At 73.8% G+C, this 17,065-nt stretch carries 14 protein-coding genes; 9 read left to right on the top strand and 5 right to left on the bottom strand.

Annotated features, from left to right (window positions below):
• Positions 1-135: 135 nt before the first annotated feature.
• Both AC24HA_RS11175 and AC24HA_RS11170 read left to right on the top strand, forming a co-directional pair.
• Complete coding sequence (locus AC24HA_RS11175) at positions 136-1,350, top strand: GNAT family N-acetyltransferase (protein WP_425709563.1); 1,215 nt, start codon at positions 136-138, stop codon at positions 1,348-1,350.
• A gap of 36 nt (positions 1,351-1,386) precedes the next feature.
• The gene (locus AC24HA_RS11170; RefSeq protein WP_425709564.1) at positions 1,387-3,492 is read left to right on the top strand and encodes a M3 family metallopeptidase; all 2,106 of its coding nucleotides are present in this window, start codon (positions 1,387-1,389) and stop codon (positions 3,490-3,492) included.
• A 115-nt stretch (positions 3,493-3,607) separates the two neighbouring features.
• Here the strand turns inward: AC24HA_RS11170 and AC24HA_RS11165 are convergent, their stop codons facing one another.
• On the bottom strand, positions 3,608-6,991 hold the full coding sequence (locus tag AC24HA_RS11165; RefSeq protein ID WP_425709565.1) for a S8 family serine peptidase: 3,384 nt from the start codon (positions 6,989-6,991) through the stop codon (positions 3,608-3,610).
• A 219-nt stretch (positions 6,992-7,210) separates the two neighbouring features.
• Here AC24HA_RS11165 and AC24HA_RS11160 point away from each other — a divergent pair, with 219 nt between their 5' ends.
• Positions 7,211-8,527, top strand: a complete 1,317-nt coding sequence (locus tag AC24HA_RS11160) for a M20/M25/M40 family metallo-hydrolase (protein WP_425709566.1) — start codon at positions 7,211-7,213, stop codon at positions 8,525-8,527.
• A 15-nt stretch (positions 8,528-8,542) separates the two neighbouring features.
• Here the strand turns inward: AC24HA_RS11160 and AC24HA_RS11155 are convergent, their stop codons facing one another.
• A complete protein-coding gene (locus AC24HA_RS11155) occupies positions 8,543-8,767 on the bottom strand; it encodes a DUF5703 family protein (RefSeq protein WP_425709567.1) in 225 nt (74 codons plus the stop codon).
• A gap of 100 nt (positions 8,768-8,867) precedes the next feature.
• Between AC24HA_RS11155 and AC24HA_RS11150 the strand changes: the two genes are divergently transcribed.
• Positions 8,868-9,161: a DNA primase gene (locus tag AC24HA_RS11150; protein ID WP_425709568.1), complete on the top strand. Its 294-nt coding sequence runs from the start codon at positions 8,868-8,870 to the stop codon at positions 9,159-9,161.
• Between the two features lie 33 nt (positions 9,162-9,194).
• Here the strand turns inward: AC24HA_RS11150 and AC24HA_RS11145 are convergent, their stop codons facing one another.
• Positions 9,195-10,163, bottom strand: a complete 969-nt coding sequence (locus tag AC24HA_RS11145) for an aldo/keto reductase (RefSeq protein WP_425709569.1) — start codon at positions 10,161-10,163, stop codon at positions 9,195-9,197.
• A 57-nt stretch (positions 10,164-10,220) separates the two neighbouring features.
• Between AC24HA_RS11145 and AC24HA_RS11140 the strand changes: the two genes are divergently transcribed.
• The 3 genes from AC24HA_RS11140 (at position 10,221) to AC24HA_RS11130 (ending at position 13,502) form a co-directional block, all read left to right on the top strand.
• The gene (locus AC24HA_RS11140; protein WP_425709570.1) at positions 10,221-11,084 is read left to right on the top strand and encodes an undecaprenyl-diphosphate phosphatase; all 864 of its coding nucleotides are present in this window, start codon (positions 10,221-10,223) and stop codon (positions 11,082-11,084) included.
• A 121-nt stretch (positions 11,085-11,205) separates the two neighbouring features.
• Positions 11,206-12,561 carry a cysteine--1-D-myo-inosityl 2-amino-2-deoxy-alpha-D-glucopyranoside ligase gene (gene mshC, locus AC24HA_RS11135; RefSeq protein WP_425709571.1) on the top strand — a complete coding sequence of 452 codons (1,356 nt, stop codon included), beginning with the start codon at positions 11,206-11,208 and terminating at the stop codon, positions 12,559-12,561.
• Positions 12,562-12,629: 68 nt separating this feature from the next.
• Positions 12,630-13,502: a VOC family protein gene (locus AC24HA_RS11130; protein ID WP_425709572.1), complete on the top strand. Its 873-nt coding sequence runs from the start codon at positions 12,630-12,632 to the stop codon at positions 13,500-13,502.
• 4 nt (positions 13,503-13,506) lie between these two features.
• Here AC24HA_RS11130 and AC24HA_RS11125 read toward each other — a convergent pair whose 3' ends face one another.
• Positions 13,507-14,457, bottom strand: a complete 951-nt coding sequence (locus tag AC24HA_RS11125) for a PAC2 family protein (RefSeq protein ID WP_425709573.1) — start codon at positions 14,455-14,457, stop codon at positions 13,507-13,509.
• 48 nt (positions 14,458-14,505) lie between these two features.
• Between AC24HA_RS11125 and AC24HA_RS11120 the strand changes: the two genes are divergently transcribed.
• The gene (locus tag AC24HA_RS11120) at positions 14,506-15,189 is read left to right on the top strand and encodes an HAD family hydrolase (RefSeq protein WP_425709574.1); all 684 of its coding nucleotides are present in this window, start codon (positions 14,506-14,508) and stop codon (positions 15,187-15,189) included.
• Positions 15,190-15,262: 73 nt separating this feature from the next.
• Here AC24HA_RS11120 and AC24HA_RS11115 read toward each other — a convergent pair whose 3' ends face one another.
• Positions 15,263-16,114, bottom strand: a complete 852-nt coding sequence (locus AC24HA_RS11115) for a RecB family exonuclease (protein ID WP_425709575.1) — start codon at positions 16,112-16,114, stop codon at positions 15,263-15,265.
• Positions 16,115-16,194: 80 nt separating this feature from the next.
• Here AC24HA_RS11115 and AC24HA_RS11110 point away from each other — a divergent pair, with 80 nt between their 5' ends.
• The gene (locus tag AC24HA_RS11110; protein WP_425709576.1) at positions 16,195-17,058 is read left to right on the top strand and encodes a site-2 protease family protein; all 864 of its coding nucleotides are present in this window, start codon (positions 16,195-16,197) and stop codon (positions 17,056-17,058) included.
• The last annotated feature ends 7 nt before the right edge of the window (positions 17,059-17,065 follow it).

Raw genomic sequence — 17,065 nt, 5'->3', positions numbered from 1 at the left:
GTGTGCATTCCGGACATAAACGACGTGAGTGATCATGGCGGTCGGGTGTTCCTTCCGCTTTTTCTCATTGGTCGTTCATCGTTCAGCGTTCGTCGCCCGTGCGGACGACCCGCGCGGGCCACCTACCATCGCGGCATGGAGCCCTTCACCCTGACCGACGGCGTCGTCGAGCTCTCCGTGCCCACCGAGAAGGACGTCGACGCGGTCCTCGGGGCCTGCCAGGACCCGGCGATCCAGGAGTGGACCACCGTCCCCTCGCCGTACCGCCTGCGCGACGCCGAGACGTTCGTGCGTGACGTCTCCGTCCGCGGCTGGGAGCTCGACACGCCCCACTGGGCGGTCCGGGAGATCGGTCCGGACGGTCCGACGCTCGTAGGTGTCGTCTCCTGCGGCCCCGTCCGAGCGGGTGCCCGCACCGAGATCGGCTACTGGATGGCGCCGGCCGGCCGCGGGCGCGGGCTGCTGGCGCGGGCGCTCGACCTCGTCCTCGACGAGCTCTTCGCCCGGGGGGTCGCGGCCGCCGGGTGGTCCGCGGAGATCCACGACGGCGAGCCCAACTGGGACTCGTGGCGCGTCGCGTGGCGGCTCGGGTTCCGCGCCGAGGGTGTGTCTCGCGCCGCCTTCCCCAACAAGGGCGTGCTCCACGACGGTCTTCGCGCCACACTCCTCGCCACGGACCCGCGCGAGCCGGCGGCACCGTGGGACGGCCCGGCTCGCGCGAGCGGTGACGAGTGGGCCGTGCTCGACGACGACCCCGGCGTCGGTGCCGACTCCGACGCGGGCGCCGACCCCGACGCGGGCGCCGACTCCGACGCGGGCGCCGACCCCGACGCGGGCGCCGACTCCGACGCCAGCGCGGACGGGCCGGCGCACGGCGGTCCCACGATGCCGGACCCGCGCGACCCCGAGGCGCTCGTGCGGCAGTTCCACGCGACCTACGAGCTGCCGGTGGTCACCACCGGTCCCGAGGCCGACGTCGAGCGGGTGCACATGCGCACCGGGCTCGTCGTCGAGGAGGCGGCGGAGCTCGTCGGTGCGGTCTACGGTCGGCGCGCCGAGGAGATCCTCGTCGAGGCGTTCGCCCGCGCGGTCGAGGCGGACGACGGCGCTCGGGACACGGTCGAGGTCGCGGACGCCCTCGGGGACCTCGTCTACGTCGCCTACGGGATGGCGCTCGAGTGCGGCATCCCGCTGCCCGCGGTGCTGCGCGAGATCCAGGCTTCCAACCTGTCCAAGCTCGGCGAGGACGGCCGCCCGATCTACCGCGAGGACGGCAAGGTGCTCAAGGGGCCGGGATACTTCCCGCCCGACGTCGACGGCGTGCTGCGCCGGGAGCGCCTGACCGGCTGACGACACGCACCCGCGGAGCAGTGCCACCATGGTCCGATGACCAGCCCCGACGCCGTGACTCTGCCCGACGACAACCCGTTCTCCCGACCCTCGCCGCTCCCGTTCGGGATGCCCGAGTTCGGCGCGATCAGGCCCGAGCACCTGCTTCCGGCGCTTCGCGCGGGCCGGGCGGCCCAGCGCGCCGAGTGGGAGTCCGTCGCGTCGGACCCGCAGGAGCCCACGGTGGAGAACACGCTCGTGGCGCTCGAGCGCTCGGGCGAGCTGCTCACTCGCGCGGCCGTCGTCCTGTCGACGCTCGCCGGCTCCGTCGGCGGCCCTGAGTACGACGCGATCTCCGCCGAGAACGCCCCGGAGTCCTCCGCGCACGGCGACGCCTTCTGGTTGGACGCGCGCCTCTACGACCGCTTCCGGGTGCTGCAGTCCGCGGGGGGCCTCGACGAGCAGGACGCCTGGGCGGTCGACGAGTACGTGCGCGGGTTCGAGCGTCGCGGCGTCGGCCTGGACGAGGCCGGGACCGCCCGGCTGCGTGCCCTCAACGCCGAGATCGCCGAGCTGACGACCGACTTCCGCAACCGGGCCGCCGCGGGCATGGCCGCCGCCGCGCTGCCGGTGCGCGACGAGGCGGCGCTCGCCGGCCTCGACGAGTCGCGCCGCCGGACCCTCGCGGAGTCGGCCGCGGCCCGGCCCGCCGCGGCCGACGGCGCCGAGCACCTCGTCACCTACGTGCTGCCCAGCCAGCAGCCCCTGCTCACCGAGCTCACGGACCCGGCCACGCGCGCCGAGGTGCTCGCCCGGTCCGTGGCGCGCGGGACCGGCACGGACCCCGCGACCGACACCCGTGCCCTCGTGCGGGCGATCGCGCGCGCCCGCGCCGAGCGCGCCCGCCTGCTCGGGGCCGAGCACCACGCGGAGATCGTCGCCCGCGGGGCCACCGCCCCGGACTCCGACGCGATCACCGCCATGCTCAGCCGCCTCGCGCGCCCCGCGGTGCGCAACGCCGCCCGGGAGGCCGAGGACCTCGCGGCGCTCGCGGCCGCCGACCCTCAGCGGCCGGCCGACGCCGGCGAGCTCGCGGCGGGCGACTGGTCCTACTACGCCGAGCGGCTGCGGACCCAGCGGTTCGACGTCGACGACGCGGTCCTGCGCCCCTACCTCGAGCTGGACTCCGTGCTGGAGCGCGGCGTGTTCCTCGCCGCCGGACGCCTGTACGGCCTCACCTTCACCGAGCGCCCCGACATCGAGGGCTACGCCGACGGCGTGCGCGTGTGGGAGGTCCGCGAGGAGGACGGCACGTCGCTGGGCCTGTTCGTCGGCGACTTCTACGCCCGCGAGCACAAGCGGGGCGGTGCGTGGATGCACGACCTCGTCACCGCGTCGACGCTGACCGGGAAGGCGCCGGTCGTCGTCAACAACGCCAACATCACGCGGCCGCCGGCGGGGGAGCCGACGCTGCTCGTGTGGGACGAGGTGCGGACCCTCTTCCACGAGTTCGGGCACACGCTGCACTCGCTGCTCACCTCCGCGCGCTACCCGGGCTTCGCCGGGACGGCCCTGCCGCGGGACTTCGTCGAGTACCCCTCCCAGGTCAACGAGCAGTGGATGGAGCACCCGGAGGTGCTGGCGTCCTTCGCCCGCCACCACGTCACCGGCGAGCCGCTCCCGGAGGCGACCGCCGGGCGGCTGCGGTCGATGGGCGCCTACGGCCAGGGCTTCGCGACGTCCGAGTACCTCGGCGCCGCGCTCGTGGACCAGGCCTGGCACCGCCTCGGCCCGGACGAGGTGCCCGCGGACGACGCGGGGGTCCTGCCCTTCGAGGCCGCGGCCCTCGCCGACGCCGGACTCACCGACCCGCGGATCCCGCCGAGGTACCGCACCACGTACCTCAACCACTCCTTCGGCGGCGGGTACGACGCGAGCTACTACGCCTACATCTGGTCCGAGGTGCTCGACGCCGAGACCGTCAACTGGTTCCGCGCCCACGACGCGGGCAACCTCGGGCTCACGCGCGCGGCCGGCGAGACGTTCCGCGACGAGCTGCTCTCGCGCGGCAACTCCCGCGACCCGCTGGCATCCGTCGAGACGCTCCTGGGCCGCACGCCGTCCATCGAGCCGCTGCTCGCCCGCCGCGGCCTGGACGACTGACACCCGCACGCTCGAGGTCGACGAACCGCACGCTCGAGGTCGACGAACCGCACGCTCGACGACCGACGACGAAGGGCCCCCGCCGCAGGCGGGGGCCCTTCGCTCGTTCAGCGGATCAGCGCTGGACCGTCAGGGTGTCGGTCCCGTTGCCGTCCCAGTCGCCCACGTGGACGACGTCGTTCGCCCGCCCGTAGCGGATGGTCTGCTCCGCCCAGCCGTCGGTCAGCGAGTTGCGCAGGAAGTACTCGTTCCCGCGGCGGACGGCGAGCGTGTCGATCTCGTCGCCGTCCCAGTCACCCACGTAGATCTCGTCGCCCGCGCGACCGTAGGTGAACACGGAGTCCGCCCAGCCGTCACGCACCGTGTTGGCCACGAAGTACGTGTTGCCGCGGCGCACGGTGAGGGAGTCGGTCCGGTCGCCGTCGAAGTCGCCCACGATGACGTCGTCACCTGCGCGACCGTAGGTCACCTCGGCGTCGGCCCAGCCCGTCTGCATCGTGTTGCTGACGAAGTACTGGGCGCCACGACGCACCGTGAAGGTGTCGAAGCCGTCGCCGTCCCAGTCACCCACGAGCACGACGTCGTCCGCGCGGCCGTAGTGGATCTCGTCCACCGCGGCGTTGCCGACACGGTCGTTGTTGATGAGGTACCGGTTCCCACGACGCACGGAGATCGTGTCGACGCCGTCGCCGTCCCAGTCACCCACGAGCACCTCGTCGTCCGGACGTCCGAACTCGTAGGTGTACTCGGCGGGGCCGTCCGCCCAGGTGTTCGACGTGAAGAACGTCGACACCGGGCCGCTGGTGGGCGGCGGGACGTCGTCGCCGCCGCGGTCGATGGTGAACGCGCCGGACGTCCACCGCTCGAGCTCGCCGGCCTCCTCCGAGCCCAGCGGGGCGACCGCGGTGAGCTCGAAGACGTAGTCGCCGTCCGGCAGGGCCACGCGGCCCGTCCGGTCGTCGGTCAGGACGGTGCCGTCCCAGGTCCACAGGTCGACCCCGGGGGAGAGGCCGACCGTCTGCTCGGTGCGGACGATGCCACCGCCCGTGCGGGCGCCTGCCTGGTCGGCCGGGTACACGCGCAGCGTCAGCTCCTGGGCGCTGTGCTCGAGCGCCCAGACGGCTGCGGGCTGGTCGAGCAGCTCGAGGCTGAACGTGCTGCCCGCCTCGACGGGCTCGAACGTCGCGCCGGCCTGGCACTCGCCGCCGACGAACCGGTCGCACCCGACGAGCTGGCCGAGCGTCCCGTTCTCCTCACCCTCGACGAGGTCCTCGAGGAGGTTGACCGACTGGTAGTCGCCCGCGAAACCGTAGAACGGCAGCGAGATCGGCTCCACCGACTCGTCGGTCGGCGTGAGGACGACGTAGCCGCCGTACTGCGCGCCGAGCTCCTCGAGACTCGCGTCCGGGGTGATGGCGTACGAGAACGTGGCGGAGCCGCCCGCGGGGACGGTGACCTCGGACGGGCCGGCGTAGGTCGACGCGCCCTCGTAGATCCCGTAGTTCCACGAGCCCGTCGACGCGATCGCGTCGACCGTGGAGATCTCGTAGGTGACGTCGGCGCCCGACGTCGACGTCAGGGTGACCTCGCCGGACGACGGACCGTGCTCGGACTCGCCGAGGACCAGCTGGCCCGGGCTCGCGATGACGCCGGCCTGGATCGACTCGTCGATCTGGATGAGGCCGGCGCCCTGGCGGTGCACGGCGTCGAGCAGCCCGAGCTCCGGGTTGCCGTTCCAGTTCGCGGGCTCGGCGTAGTTCTGCAGGACGTCGCGGATCAGACCCGAGTCGGTGCCCGGGTGCGCCTCGAGGTACAGCGCGACCGCGCCCGCGACGTGCGGGGCGGACATCGACGTGCCGGTCAGCGTGGCGTAGCCGCCCGACTCGAGCGGGTACGGGGCGTAGATCGAGCCGCCGGGCGCGCCGAGGTTCGGCTTGAGGTCGAGCTCGGCGCTGCCGCCCCACGAGGAGCCGACGTTGATGAGTCCGGCGGTCGGGCTGACGACCTCGATCTCCTGGTCCGTGACCGTGACGGAGAAGCCGTCGGTGCCGATGGACTCGGCGAGGGCGATCCCGTCGTCCTGGCTGACGATCGTCACCGGGATGGTGATCGCCGGGTCGCCCGCGACGGTCGCGGCGGCGAGGCCCGGGGCGTTGTTGTAGATGATGAGCGCCTCGGCGCCCGCCTCCTGCGCGTTGAGCGCCTTGATGTGGAACGTGCAGTCGCCGCGCTGGATGAGCACGAGCTGACCCGTGTGGTCCTCCTCGAGCGGGGTGCAGCCCTGGGCGGACGCCTCACCGGGCGTGCCGATCGAGGCGATCTCGGTGTAGGTCGTCCCGGGCACCGGCTCGGGCGCCTCGGTCGCGGGCATGTGCCCGATGAGCTCGCCGTCCGGGCCGATCTCGAGCGCGTCGGCCGTCACCGCGAGGTTGTCGTACATCGCGACGCCGATGACGCTCTCACCGTTGCCGGGGGAGCCGGCGGCCCAGGGGCCGAGCTCGCCCTCGTTGCCGATGGAGGCGGTGACGACCATGCCGAGGTCGTGCAGGCGCGAGGCGATGACCGAGGTCGGGTAGTCGTTCCAGCCGGCGAAGGCGGAGCCGATCGACATGTTGAGGACGTCCGCGCCGTCCGCGTACGCGAGCTCCATGGCGGCGTTCATGATGTCGGTCTCGGTGGAGCCGTCGCAGCCGAACACCCGGTAGGAGCCGAGGGTGACCCCGGGGGCGACGCCGCGGACACCGCCCGCGGTGGTGTCGCCGTCCGCGCCGACGATGCCGGCGACGTGGGTGCCGTGGCCCTGGCAGTCGTCGGGGTCGTTGTCCGGGCGGGGGATCGGCTGGTAGTTGGGCGAGGCCGGGTCGGCGTTGTAGTCGTCGCCGACGAAGTCGTGACCGGTCGTCACGCGCGCGGTCGGGAAGGTGTCGCCGTCCGGGACGCCCGAGCCGCCGAAGTCCTGGTGGTCGTAGTCGATGCCGGTGTCCATGACGGCCACGTGCACGCCCGCGCCATCGAACCCGAGCTCGCTGTAGACGGTGTCCGCGCCGGTCATGGTGACGGCGTTGGCCATCTCGGGGGAGTTGTTCGGGAGCGTCTCCGGCGCGTCGACGATCTCGACGGGCCAGACGCCCGAGACGCCCTGCATGCCGAGGATCGTGTCGATGTCGGAGTCGGCCACCTCGATCGACAGGCCGTTCCAGACGCTGGAGTACTCGTGGCGCACGTCGATCGACACGCCCTCGTTGGCCGCGTCGGTGAGGAAGTTCGCCTGCTGGGCGTCGACGCCGGCCCGGCTGCCGCCCAGGGCGGTCGCGGTGCGGTCGAGGCCGACGAACCAGGCGCCCGACTCGGAGCCCGCGGCGAGCGCGGCGGCGGTGTCGGCGGACATCGAACGGCGGGCGTCCGGGTCGGCCGGGTCGATCTCGGCGACGTCGGCCGAGGCGGGGACGGCGAGAGCCCCGACCAGGAGCGCGCCGGAGGCCGCGGCCACGCCCAACATCCGTCCACCTCCCCGTCGTGCTCGGGTCAAGGGCAGGGTGGACACGCGTTGAACCTCCGGTACATAGACGATGACGATCGTCGGCGACCGTCACGGTGCGCATCACATCATGCCCTGCCCCACCAGGGAAGACCCACGATCGGGTCGAGCGGGACACCGTGATCGGTTGCGAAACGGTAACGGTGGGGTGTTCCGCCGGTCGCGGGTAGGTTCGAGGGCATGACCGAGCGCATCTCACCCGAGGACGAGGTCCTGTCGATCTGCCGCGACCTCATCCGCATCGACACGTCCAACTACGGCGACGGCTCCGGCCCCGGCGAGCGCGAGGCCGCCGAGCTCGTCATGGGCCTGCTCACCGAGGTCGGGTTCGAGCCCGAGCTCATCGAGTCGGCGCCGCGGCGGTCCAGCGTGCTGCTCCGCATCCCCGGGGAGGACCCCACGCGCGGGGCGCTGGTCCTGCACGGGCACACCGACGTCGTGCCGGCGGCGAAGGACGACTGGAGCGTCGACCCGTTCGGGGCCGAGGTCCGCGACGGCATGGTGTGGGGCCGCGGCGCGGTCGACATGAAGAACATGGACGCGATGATCCTGTCGGTCGCCCGGTCGATGGGCCGGGACGGGTGGCGGCCCCCGCGCGACCTCGTGGTCGGGCTGCTCGCCGACGAGGAGGCCGGCGGACGCTTCGGCGCGCACTGGCTCGTCGACCACCGGCCCGACGTGTTCGAGGGCGCGACCGAGGCGATCAGCGAGGTCGGGGGCTTCTCCGCGCAGATCGCCGGGCAGCGCGTCTACCTGCTGCAGACCGCCGAGAAGGGGCTGGCCTGGCTGCGCCTGGTGGCGCAGGGCCGCGCCGGCCACGGTTCCCAGGTCAACGAGGACAATGCGGTCGCCCACCTCGCCGCGGCGGTTGCGCGCATCGGCCGCCACGAATGGCCCCTGCACCTCAACAAGACCGTGCGCGCCCTGTTCGACGGCGTCGCCGAGCTCACCGGGACCACCTACGACCCGGAGGACCCGGACAGCGTCGAGAAGCTGGTCGAGCAGTTCGGGTCGGTGCGCAACTTCGTCGGCTCCACGATCCGCACCTCGGCCCACCCCACGCAGCTCGACGCCGGGTACAAGGCCAACGTCGTCCCGGGCTCCGCGACCGCCTCGCTCGACGTGCGCCCGCTGCCGGGCCACGAGGCCGAGGTGCGGGCCACGCTCGCCGAGCTCGCGGGCGACAAGGTACGGATCGAGGAGATCCACACGGACATCGGCCTCGAGGTGCCCTACTCGGGCGACCTGGTCGACGCGATGGTCGGCGCCCTCGGTCAGGAGGACCCGGACGCGTCGGTGCTGCCGTACATGCTCTCGGGCGGAACTGACAACAAGGCCCTGTCGCGGCTCGGCATCACGGGCTACGGGTTCGCCCCGCTGCGGCTCGACCCCGAGCTGGACTTCGCCGGCATGTTCCACGGCGTCGACGAGCGGGTGAACATCGACGCGCTCACCTTCGGCGCCCGCGTGCTCGAGCGGGTGGTGCGGACGAGCTGAGCAGCTCGAACCGGGTCAGTGGTCGGCGAGCGTGGAGACCACCCGCATCGCCCGACGCCGCAGCACGATCTTGCGGGCACCGCCCTCGTAGAGGACGGACCGGGCGAGCTCCCACCGGCCGTACTCGGCCTCGGCGGTGATGAGGCGGCGCGCGTCGGACCGGCCCACGTCGGGCGGGATCGTCATGGTCCGGAACTCGTAGTAGGTGTCGCTCGCGTACCTCGAGCCCGCTCGCGCCATGCCGCCTCCTCGGTGCGTCGGTCGTGCCCGGTCGGGTCGACCGGTCGGACCATCCTGGCCCAGGCTGGCACTTCGCGCGTGCACCGCTAGGCTCGGTCTCATGGCTACGGACCCGCGTGCAGCCCTGGACCGCCTCGTCGCGGCGCTCGAGGAGCACCACCTCGCCGCCGCCGCGGCCCAGGACCCCGACTCCCCGCGCGTGGTCGCGGCCGCCTCGACGATCGCCGAGGTGTTCGTCACCTACGACGACGCCCTCTTCACCGAGTACGGCGTCGACCTCCCGTTCGATCTCTACGACGACGACGACGTGGACGACGACTACGACGACTACGGGGACGACGAGGACGACGACCTCGAGGACCTCGACGACGAGGACGACGACGAACGCCGGTAGCGCCCCGCGCCCGGACCGGCGGGCCCGGAGGGCTCAGAGCCGCTCGGGGTAGCCCAGCGGGATGGCGCTGACCTCGTCGAGCGCGCGCTCGATGGACTCCGGGAGGTCGAGCTCGGCCCCCTTGAGGGTCTGCCGGAGCTGCGCGGCGCTGGAGGCCCCCACGAGGGAGACGTCGACGCCCGAGCGCACCGACCACGCGAGCGCCACCTCGGCCGGCGAGACGTCCAGCCCGTCGGCCGCCGTCGCGACGGCCTCCGCGATCGAGGCCGACCGCGCGTCCAGGTACGGCTCGACGAAACCCCGCAGGTGGGCCGACGCCGCGCGCGACGCGGGCGGCACGCTCGAGCGGTAGCGGCCGGCGAGCACGCCGCGACCGAGCGCGGACCAGGCGATCACCCCCAGGCCCAGCGCGCGTGCGGCCGGCAGGAGCTCGCGCTCGGTCCCGCGCTGGAGCAGCGAGTGCTCCACCTCGACGGCGGCCAGGTGCGGCGCCGGCAGGAGGGTCCGGGACAGGGTCGCCGCGTGCGCGGTCGACCACGCCGGGTGGTTGGCGAGCCCCACGTAGCGGGCGCGGCCGGTGCGCATCGCGTGGTCGAGCGCCCCGAGCGTCTCCTCGAGCGTCGTCTCGGGGTCGGGGCGCTGGACCAGCCACAGGTCCACGCGGTCCGTGCCGAGCCGCACGAGGGACGCGTCGAGCTCGGTGAGCAGGGCCGCGCGGGAGGCGTCCACGACGCCGGTCCCGCCGCGTACCCGGGTGCCCGCCTTGGAGACCACGACGACGTCGTCGCGCACGCGGCGCTCGGCCAGCTGGGCGCCGAGGATCTCCTCGGCCGCCCCGTCCGCGTACGACGCCGCGGTGTCGATCACGGTCCCGCCGACGTCGAGGAACGCCTCGAGGTGCTCGGCGGCGTCGTGCTCGTCGGTGTCCCGGCCCCAGGTCAGGGTGCCGAGGCCGACGGCGGACACGGCGAGGCCCGTGGCCCCGAGGCGGGAGGTGCGCATGGCGTCACGGTAGCCGCCACGGCCGACGGACCTCGCGAGCGGATACCGTGTCCCCCCGTGACATGGTGGGAGACGATCGTCCTCGGGATCGTGCAGGGACTCACGGAGTTCCTACCGATCTCGTCGTCCGCGCACATCCGGATCTTCGGCGAGCTGCTGCCGTCGAGGACGGACCCGGGCGCCGCGTTCACCGCGATCTCCCAGCTCGGCACCGAGGCGGCGGTCGTCGTCTACTTCCGCAGGGACATCGCGCGGATCGTCTCGCACTGGTTCCGGGCGCTCCCGGTGGGGCCGTGGAAGAGGCAGCTGCCCGCGAGCGACCCCGACGCCCGCATGGGCTGGTTCGTCATCGTGGGCTCGATCCCCATCGGGGTCCTCGGCCTGCTGCTCGAGTCGTGGATCGACACCACGTTCCGCCACCTGTTCATCACCGCCGCGATGCTCGCGCTGTTCGGCCTGCTCCTGCTCGTCGCGGACCGCACGGCGAAGCAGACCAAGGGCCTGGACCACCTCTCGTGGTGGGACGCGATCCTCCTCGGCCTCGCTCAGTCCCTCGCCCTGGTGCCCGGCGTGTCCCGGTCGGGCGCGACGATCACGATGGGACTGTTCCTCGGCCTCACGCGCGAGGCGGCGGCCCGGATGTCGTTCCTGCTCGCCATCCCGGCCGTCATCGCGTCCGGCATGTACAAGCTGTTCTCGGACGTCCTCCTGAGCGACGCGCCGCCGGCCCCCGGGGAGCCGAGCCTGTTCGCCACCTTCCTGGCGACGGTCGTCGCGTTCGTCGTCGGCTACTGGGTCATCGTGTGGTTCCTCAAGCTCGTCTCCACCCGCACGTACCTCCCCTTCGTCGTCTACCGGATCGTCCTCGCCGTCGCGATCGTCGCCCTCGTCCTCGGCGGCGTCATCTCGGCCACCGCCTGACCTCGGCTGCCGGCACGGCCCCGGGGCGGGACGCGGACGGCCCGGCCCGCGTCCCACCCGATCCTCGACGGGGCGCGGACGGCCCGGCCCGTGCCCGCCCGATCCGAACTAGGGTCGAGCGGTGAGGTCCTGGTCCGCCCCCGTCGTCCCCGAGCTTCCCGACCGCGGTGGGGAGGTGCGTCTCGCCTCCACCGTGGGCCTGCCGCCGGCCTCGCCTCCGGAGCCCCAGGAACCGGGCGCGCGCCGGCTCTACGTCTGCGGCATCACCCCCTACGACGCCACCCACCTCGGTCACGCCGCCACCTACGTCGGCTACGACCTGCTCGTGCGTGCCTGGCTCGACACCGGGGTCGACGTCCGCTACGTGCAGAACGTCACCGACGTCGACGATCCGCTGCTCGACCGGGCGCGGGAGACCGGCGTGGACTGGGTCGAGCTCGCCGCGGAGCAGACCGAGCTGTTCCGCTCGGACATGACGGCGCTGCGGGTCGTGCCGCCCACCGACTACGTGGGTGCGGTGGAGTCCGTGCCCCTCGTCGTCGAGGCCGTGTCGCGGATGCTCGCCTCCGGCGCCGCCTACCGGGTGCCGGCCGACGACGCCCTCGACGCCGCCTCGCCGGGCGACGTCTACGCGGACCTGTCCGCCGACCCGGGATTCGGCAGCGTGTCCGGGATGAGCCGCGAGGAGATGCTCACCGCGTTCGGCGAGCGCGGGGGCGACCCGGAGCGGCCCGGCAAGAAGGATGCGCTGGACCCCCTGCTGTGGCGCGTGGCGCGGGCGGACGAGCCCGCCTGGGACGGCGCCGAGCTGGGCGAGGGACGGCCCGGGTGGCACATCGAGTGCGCGTGCATCGCCGCGACGCACCTGGGGCTGCCGATCGACGTCCAGGGCGGCGGCAGCGACCTGCTGTTCCCGCACCACGAGATGTCGGAGTCGCACCTGCGCGTGCTCACCGACCGTCCGGGCGCCGTGCGGCTGCACGCGCACGGCGGGATGGTGGGCTACGAGGGCACGAAGATGAGCAAGTCGCTGGGCAACCTCGTCCTGGTCTCGCGGCTCGTCGCCGCGGGGGAGGAGCCCGCGGCCGTGCGGCTCGCGCTGCTGGCCGGTCACTACGCGGCCGACCGGGAGTACTCCGACGGCGTGCTGGCGTCCGCCAAGGAACGGCTCGCGACCTGGCGGGCCGCTGTGGCCGCGGCGTCGCCGGCCCCCGCGGCGGAGGGCGGGGAGTCGGGCGTACCGGCGGGGCCCGAGGGCCTGGCGGCCGGTGCCCCGACCGAGCGGGACGTGCTCGACGGCGTGCGCGCCGCCCTGCGCGACGACCTCGACTCGCCCCGCGCGCTGGAGGTCGTCGACGAGTGGGCCGCGGCCGTCCTCGCCGCGGCGGCGACCACCGGTGGTGAGCCGGGCCGGGTGCCGGGCGCGCTCGTGCGCGACACCGTCGACGCGCTGCTGGGGGTCGACCTCTCCGTGTGACGCACGGCTCCGAGCGGTCGTGGCGTCGGACGCAGGAATAAGTTGAGGCTTCAACTAGTTTTGCCGGTATGACCACGACCTCCGCCCAGCTGCTGCCCGCCACCACGTCCATGGGGACCGTCCGCCTGCGCGTCCGGGACCTCGACACCGTCGTCCGCTTCTACGAGGAGGGGGCCGGCCTCGTCCGCGTCGGCGAGGACCCCGCGAGCGTCCGCCTCGGCCTGCCCGCCGCCGGCGACGAGCCGGCACGGGTGCTCGTCGAGATCACCCACGCGCCCGACCTGCCGGTGCGCCCGAGCGGCTCGGCCGGCCTGTTCCACACGGCGATCCTCTACAGCACCCCGGCCGACCTCTCGGCCGCGGTCCTGCGCCTCGCGCGGGCCGGCGCCCGCTTCACCGGCTCGTCGGACCACCTCGTCTCCGAGGCCTTCTACTTCGACGACCCGGAGGGCAACGGGGTCGAGCTCTACATCGACCGTCCCCGCGACGCCTGGACCTGGACGGACGGCCAGGTCCAGATGGCGACGATCTTCCTCGACCCGAACGCCTACCTGGACAAGCACCTCGACCGCGAGCACGGTGTCCCGGTGGGCGCCACGGTCGGCCACGTCCACCTCCAGGTCGGGGACACGGCGACCGCGCGCGACTTCTACGTCGACACCCTCGGGTTCGACGCCACGTTCGAGATCCCCGGTCAGGCCCTGTTCGTCTCCGCCGGCGGCTACCACCACCACATGGCGATGAACGTCTGGGGGACGCGCGGCGCGGGCCTGCGTGCCCCGGCTCTCGGGCTCGGCCGGTCCGTCCTCGAGATCGGGGACGCCACGGCCGTCGGCGAGGCCGCCGAGCGCCTGCGCGCGGCCGGCCACCAGGTCGACGACGACGGCGCGGCCCTCGAGGTCGACGACCCGTGGGGCAACCGCCTGCGGCTCGTCGGCTGAGCCGTCACCTGCCGGTCGGCGGCGGCGGGCCGGAGCCCTTGTCCGGGCTCCCGCCGTCGCGCCGACGGAGGTAGCGCTCGAACTCCCGCGCGATCGCCTCGCCGCTGGCCTCCGGCAGCTCGGCGGTGTCCTTGGACTCCTCGAGCATCTCGACGTACTCCGCGACGTCGTCGTCCTCCTGCGCGAGCTCGTCGACGGCCCGCTGCCACGCGGCGGCGTCCTCGGCGAGGTCCCGTGTGGGCAGCGACATGCCGACGAGGTCCTCGAGCGCGACCAGCAGCGCGAGCGTCGCCTTCGGCGACGGCGGCTGGGAGACGTAGTGCGGCACCGCCGCCCACATCCCGATGGCGCTCAGGCCCCGCTCCTGGCTCAGCGCCCCGAGCACGCCCACGATGCCGGTGGGCCCCTCGTAGTCCGGGGAGGACAGGCCCAGTGCCTCCTGGATCGCCGGGTCGTCGGACGAGGACTGCACCGGGATGGGGCGCGTGTGCGGCACGTCGGCGAGCAGTGCACCGACCGAGACCAGCGTCCGCACGCCCGCCGCCTCGAGAGCGTCGAGGATCTCCGCGCAGTAGCGCGACCATCGCAGGGAGGGCTCGACCCCCCGCACGATGACGAGCCGCTCGCCGGTGGAAGGGGACGTGGCGAGCAGCACCTCGGTGCGCGGGAACGTGAGGATCCGAGAGCCGTCGGGCCCGCGCTCGACCCGCGGCCGGTTGACCTGCAGGTCGTGGTACTCCTCCGGGTCCAGGACGGCGAGCGTCTCGGTGTCCCAGTCCTCGGCGACGAACGCCAGCGCCGAGGTCGCCGCGGAGCCGGCGTCGTTCCAGCCGTCGAACGCGGCCAGCGCGACGAGGCCGTCGCGCGGGGGAGGGACGCCGTCGTCGGGGCTGTGCCCGGCCTCGTCGGCCGGACCGGTGGCCGCGGTGTCGGGCCGTGTCGTGTCGTCCTGCATGCGCACCAGCGTAGGTCGGGGCGCCCGCGGCCCGGGTAGGGTCGAGCCGTGACGCTCCCCGATCTGCCCGAGGCCGTCCTGTGGGACATGGACGGCACCATCATCGACTCCGAGCCGCTGTGGTTCCTCCACCAGAGGACGCTGATCGAGGAGCACGGCGGGCGCTGGGAGGACGAGATGTCCCACGAGCTCGTGGGGCTGAACCTCGAGGACGCCGCCACCACGATGATCGAGAAGGGTGGCATCGATCTCGAGCCCGCCGCGTTCCTCGACGAGCTCGTGGGCCGCGTGGTGGACCACGTGCGCAACGAGGGCGTCGAGCGTCGTCCCGGTGCGTTCGAGCTCATCGAGCAGCTGCGCGAGGCGCGCGTGCCGCAGGCTCTCGTCACGGCGTCCTACTCGCCGTTCGCCGAGGTCGTCTCCGAGCTCGCCGGCGGTTTCGACGTGCTCGTGCCCGGTGACCGGGTCGAACGGGGCAAGCCCGATCCCGAGGGGTACCTCCTGGCCGCCCGGCTGCTGGGCGCCGACATCGAGCGCTGCGTGGCCATCGAGGACTCGCCGAACGGGCTGCGGGCCGCCCGTGCGTCGGGCGCGCGCTGCCTCGGGATCCCGCACATGGCGGAGATCCCGCACGCCCCCGGCCTGTCGCGCGCCGCGACCCTCGCCGACGTGAACCTGAGCACGATCCGGGAGATCGGCCGGGGCCGGGACGTCGACCTCCTGGCCGCCTGAGCCTGCCGGGCCGTTCGAGCCCGACGGCTGCCTGAGGCCGCCGGCCGCCCGGGCCTACCGGCTCCAGGGGCCCTCAGGCGCGCCGCACCGTGAGCAGCCGTTCGATCCCGGCCGCCGGCATCTCGGGGGGCGTCCCGCCGAACTGCGGGCACATGTCCTGGAACGAGCACCAGCCGCACAGCTTCGAGGGGCGCGGCGAGAACACGCCGCTCAGGGCCGCCTCCTCGACGCGTCCCCAGATCTGCTCGATGCGCTCCTGGGCCGCCAGCAGCTCGCGCTCCTCGGGATCGACCGTCAGCGTGCGGCCGTCCGCGAGGTAGACGATCTGCAGCCGGCTGGGCGCCACGCCCGTCGACCGCCACAGCACGAGGCCGTAGAACATCAGCTGGAAGGTCGCCTCGCCCGCGAACCGGGGCGACGGAGACTTCCCTGTCTTGTAGTCGACCACCCGGGTCGCCCCCGTCGGGGCCCGGTCGAGCCGGTCGACGATGCCCCGGAGCAGCACCCCCGAGCCCAGCTCGGCCTCGACGTGCAGCTCACGTCCCGACGGCTCGAGCCGCCGGGGGTTCTCCATGCGGAAGTACTGGGAGACGAGCGCGCGGACCTGGTGCATCCACGCGTCGGCGTCCTCGGGCGAGGTGAACAGGTCCGTCAGGCGCGGGTCCGCCTCGCGCACGTCCTGCCACGCCTGGTCCACGAGACCCAGCGCCACGGGCTCGGTGCGCTCGGGGGCCGGCTGGTCGTAGAGCCGTTCGAGGACCGAGTGGACCACCGTGCCGCGGGTCGCGGCCGGCGAGGGCGGCTCCGGCAGCCGGTCGACGACGCGCAGGCGGAACATCAGCGGGCACTGCTCGAAGTCCTTCGCCCTCGAGGGGGACAGCGCGGCCCGGTACGGGGCCCGGCGGGGGGCCGGTGAGGAGGACATGCGAGCAGGCTAACCAGCGGGACCGACACCGCCGCGGACCGCGGACCACCCCTGTGGAGAAGGTGTGGTGGGCTGGTGCGGTGCACACCGAGCCCCGCCGGACGCCCGGCCTCGTCGTCGCCCGGGTCGCGGGCGCCCCGGTCGTGCTCACGTGGAGCTGGCTCCTGCTGGTGGTCGTCGTCGCGCTCGTCTACGGGCGGATCCTTGCCCGGCCCGAGCAGTCGGGCCTCGTCATGGGCCTGCTCGCGGCGCTCGCCGTCTCGATCGCCGTGCTCGTCCACGAGCTCGGCCACGGCCTGACCGGGGCCGCCGTCGGGCTCCGGCCCAAGGAGTTCGTCCTCACCTTCGTGGGTGGGCACACCGCCTTCGACGGGACCGGCCGGGGCCCCTGGGCGGCCGCGGCCGTCACCGCGGCCGGGCCGGCCGCCAACCTCCTGCTGGCCGGCGCGGGCCTCCTGGTCGCCCCGCTGGTCGAGGGTGTCAGCCCCTGGGCGGCCGCCGTCGACGTCGCCGTGGTGATGAACGTCGTCCTCGCGCTGTTCAACCTCGTGCCCGCGCTGCCGCTGGACGGCGGTCGGCTGTGGCTCGAGGTCGCGGAGGGCCTCACGGGCCGGCCGTTGGCCGGCCTGCGGCCCCTCGGCGTGCTCGGGTGTCTCCTGGCGCTCGTGGTCGTCGGCGCCGCCGTCGTGCTGTTCGTGCGGTTCGGGGGATGGCCGGGCCTCATCGTCGTGGCCGCGGCCGCCTCCGCCGGGGCCACCCTCTGGTCCGGCGGCGCGCAGGCCGTGCGCGACGCGGGTCGGCTGCGGCGCGAGCGCGGCCGTGACACCGGTGGTGGGCCGGGTCCGCGGCCGGGCCCCGTGGCCGGCACCGACACCGACCGCCACACCGGCCACGAAGGCGACCACGGCACCGCCCCCGATGCCGACCCGGGACCGCGCACGTAGACTTCCC

Source organism: Georgenia sp. Z1491, from assembly GCF_057652395.1.
This window is presented reverse-complemented; position numbering and strand designations above follow the sequence as displayed.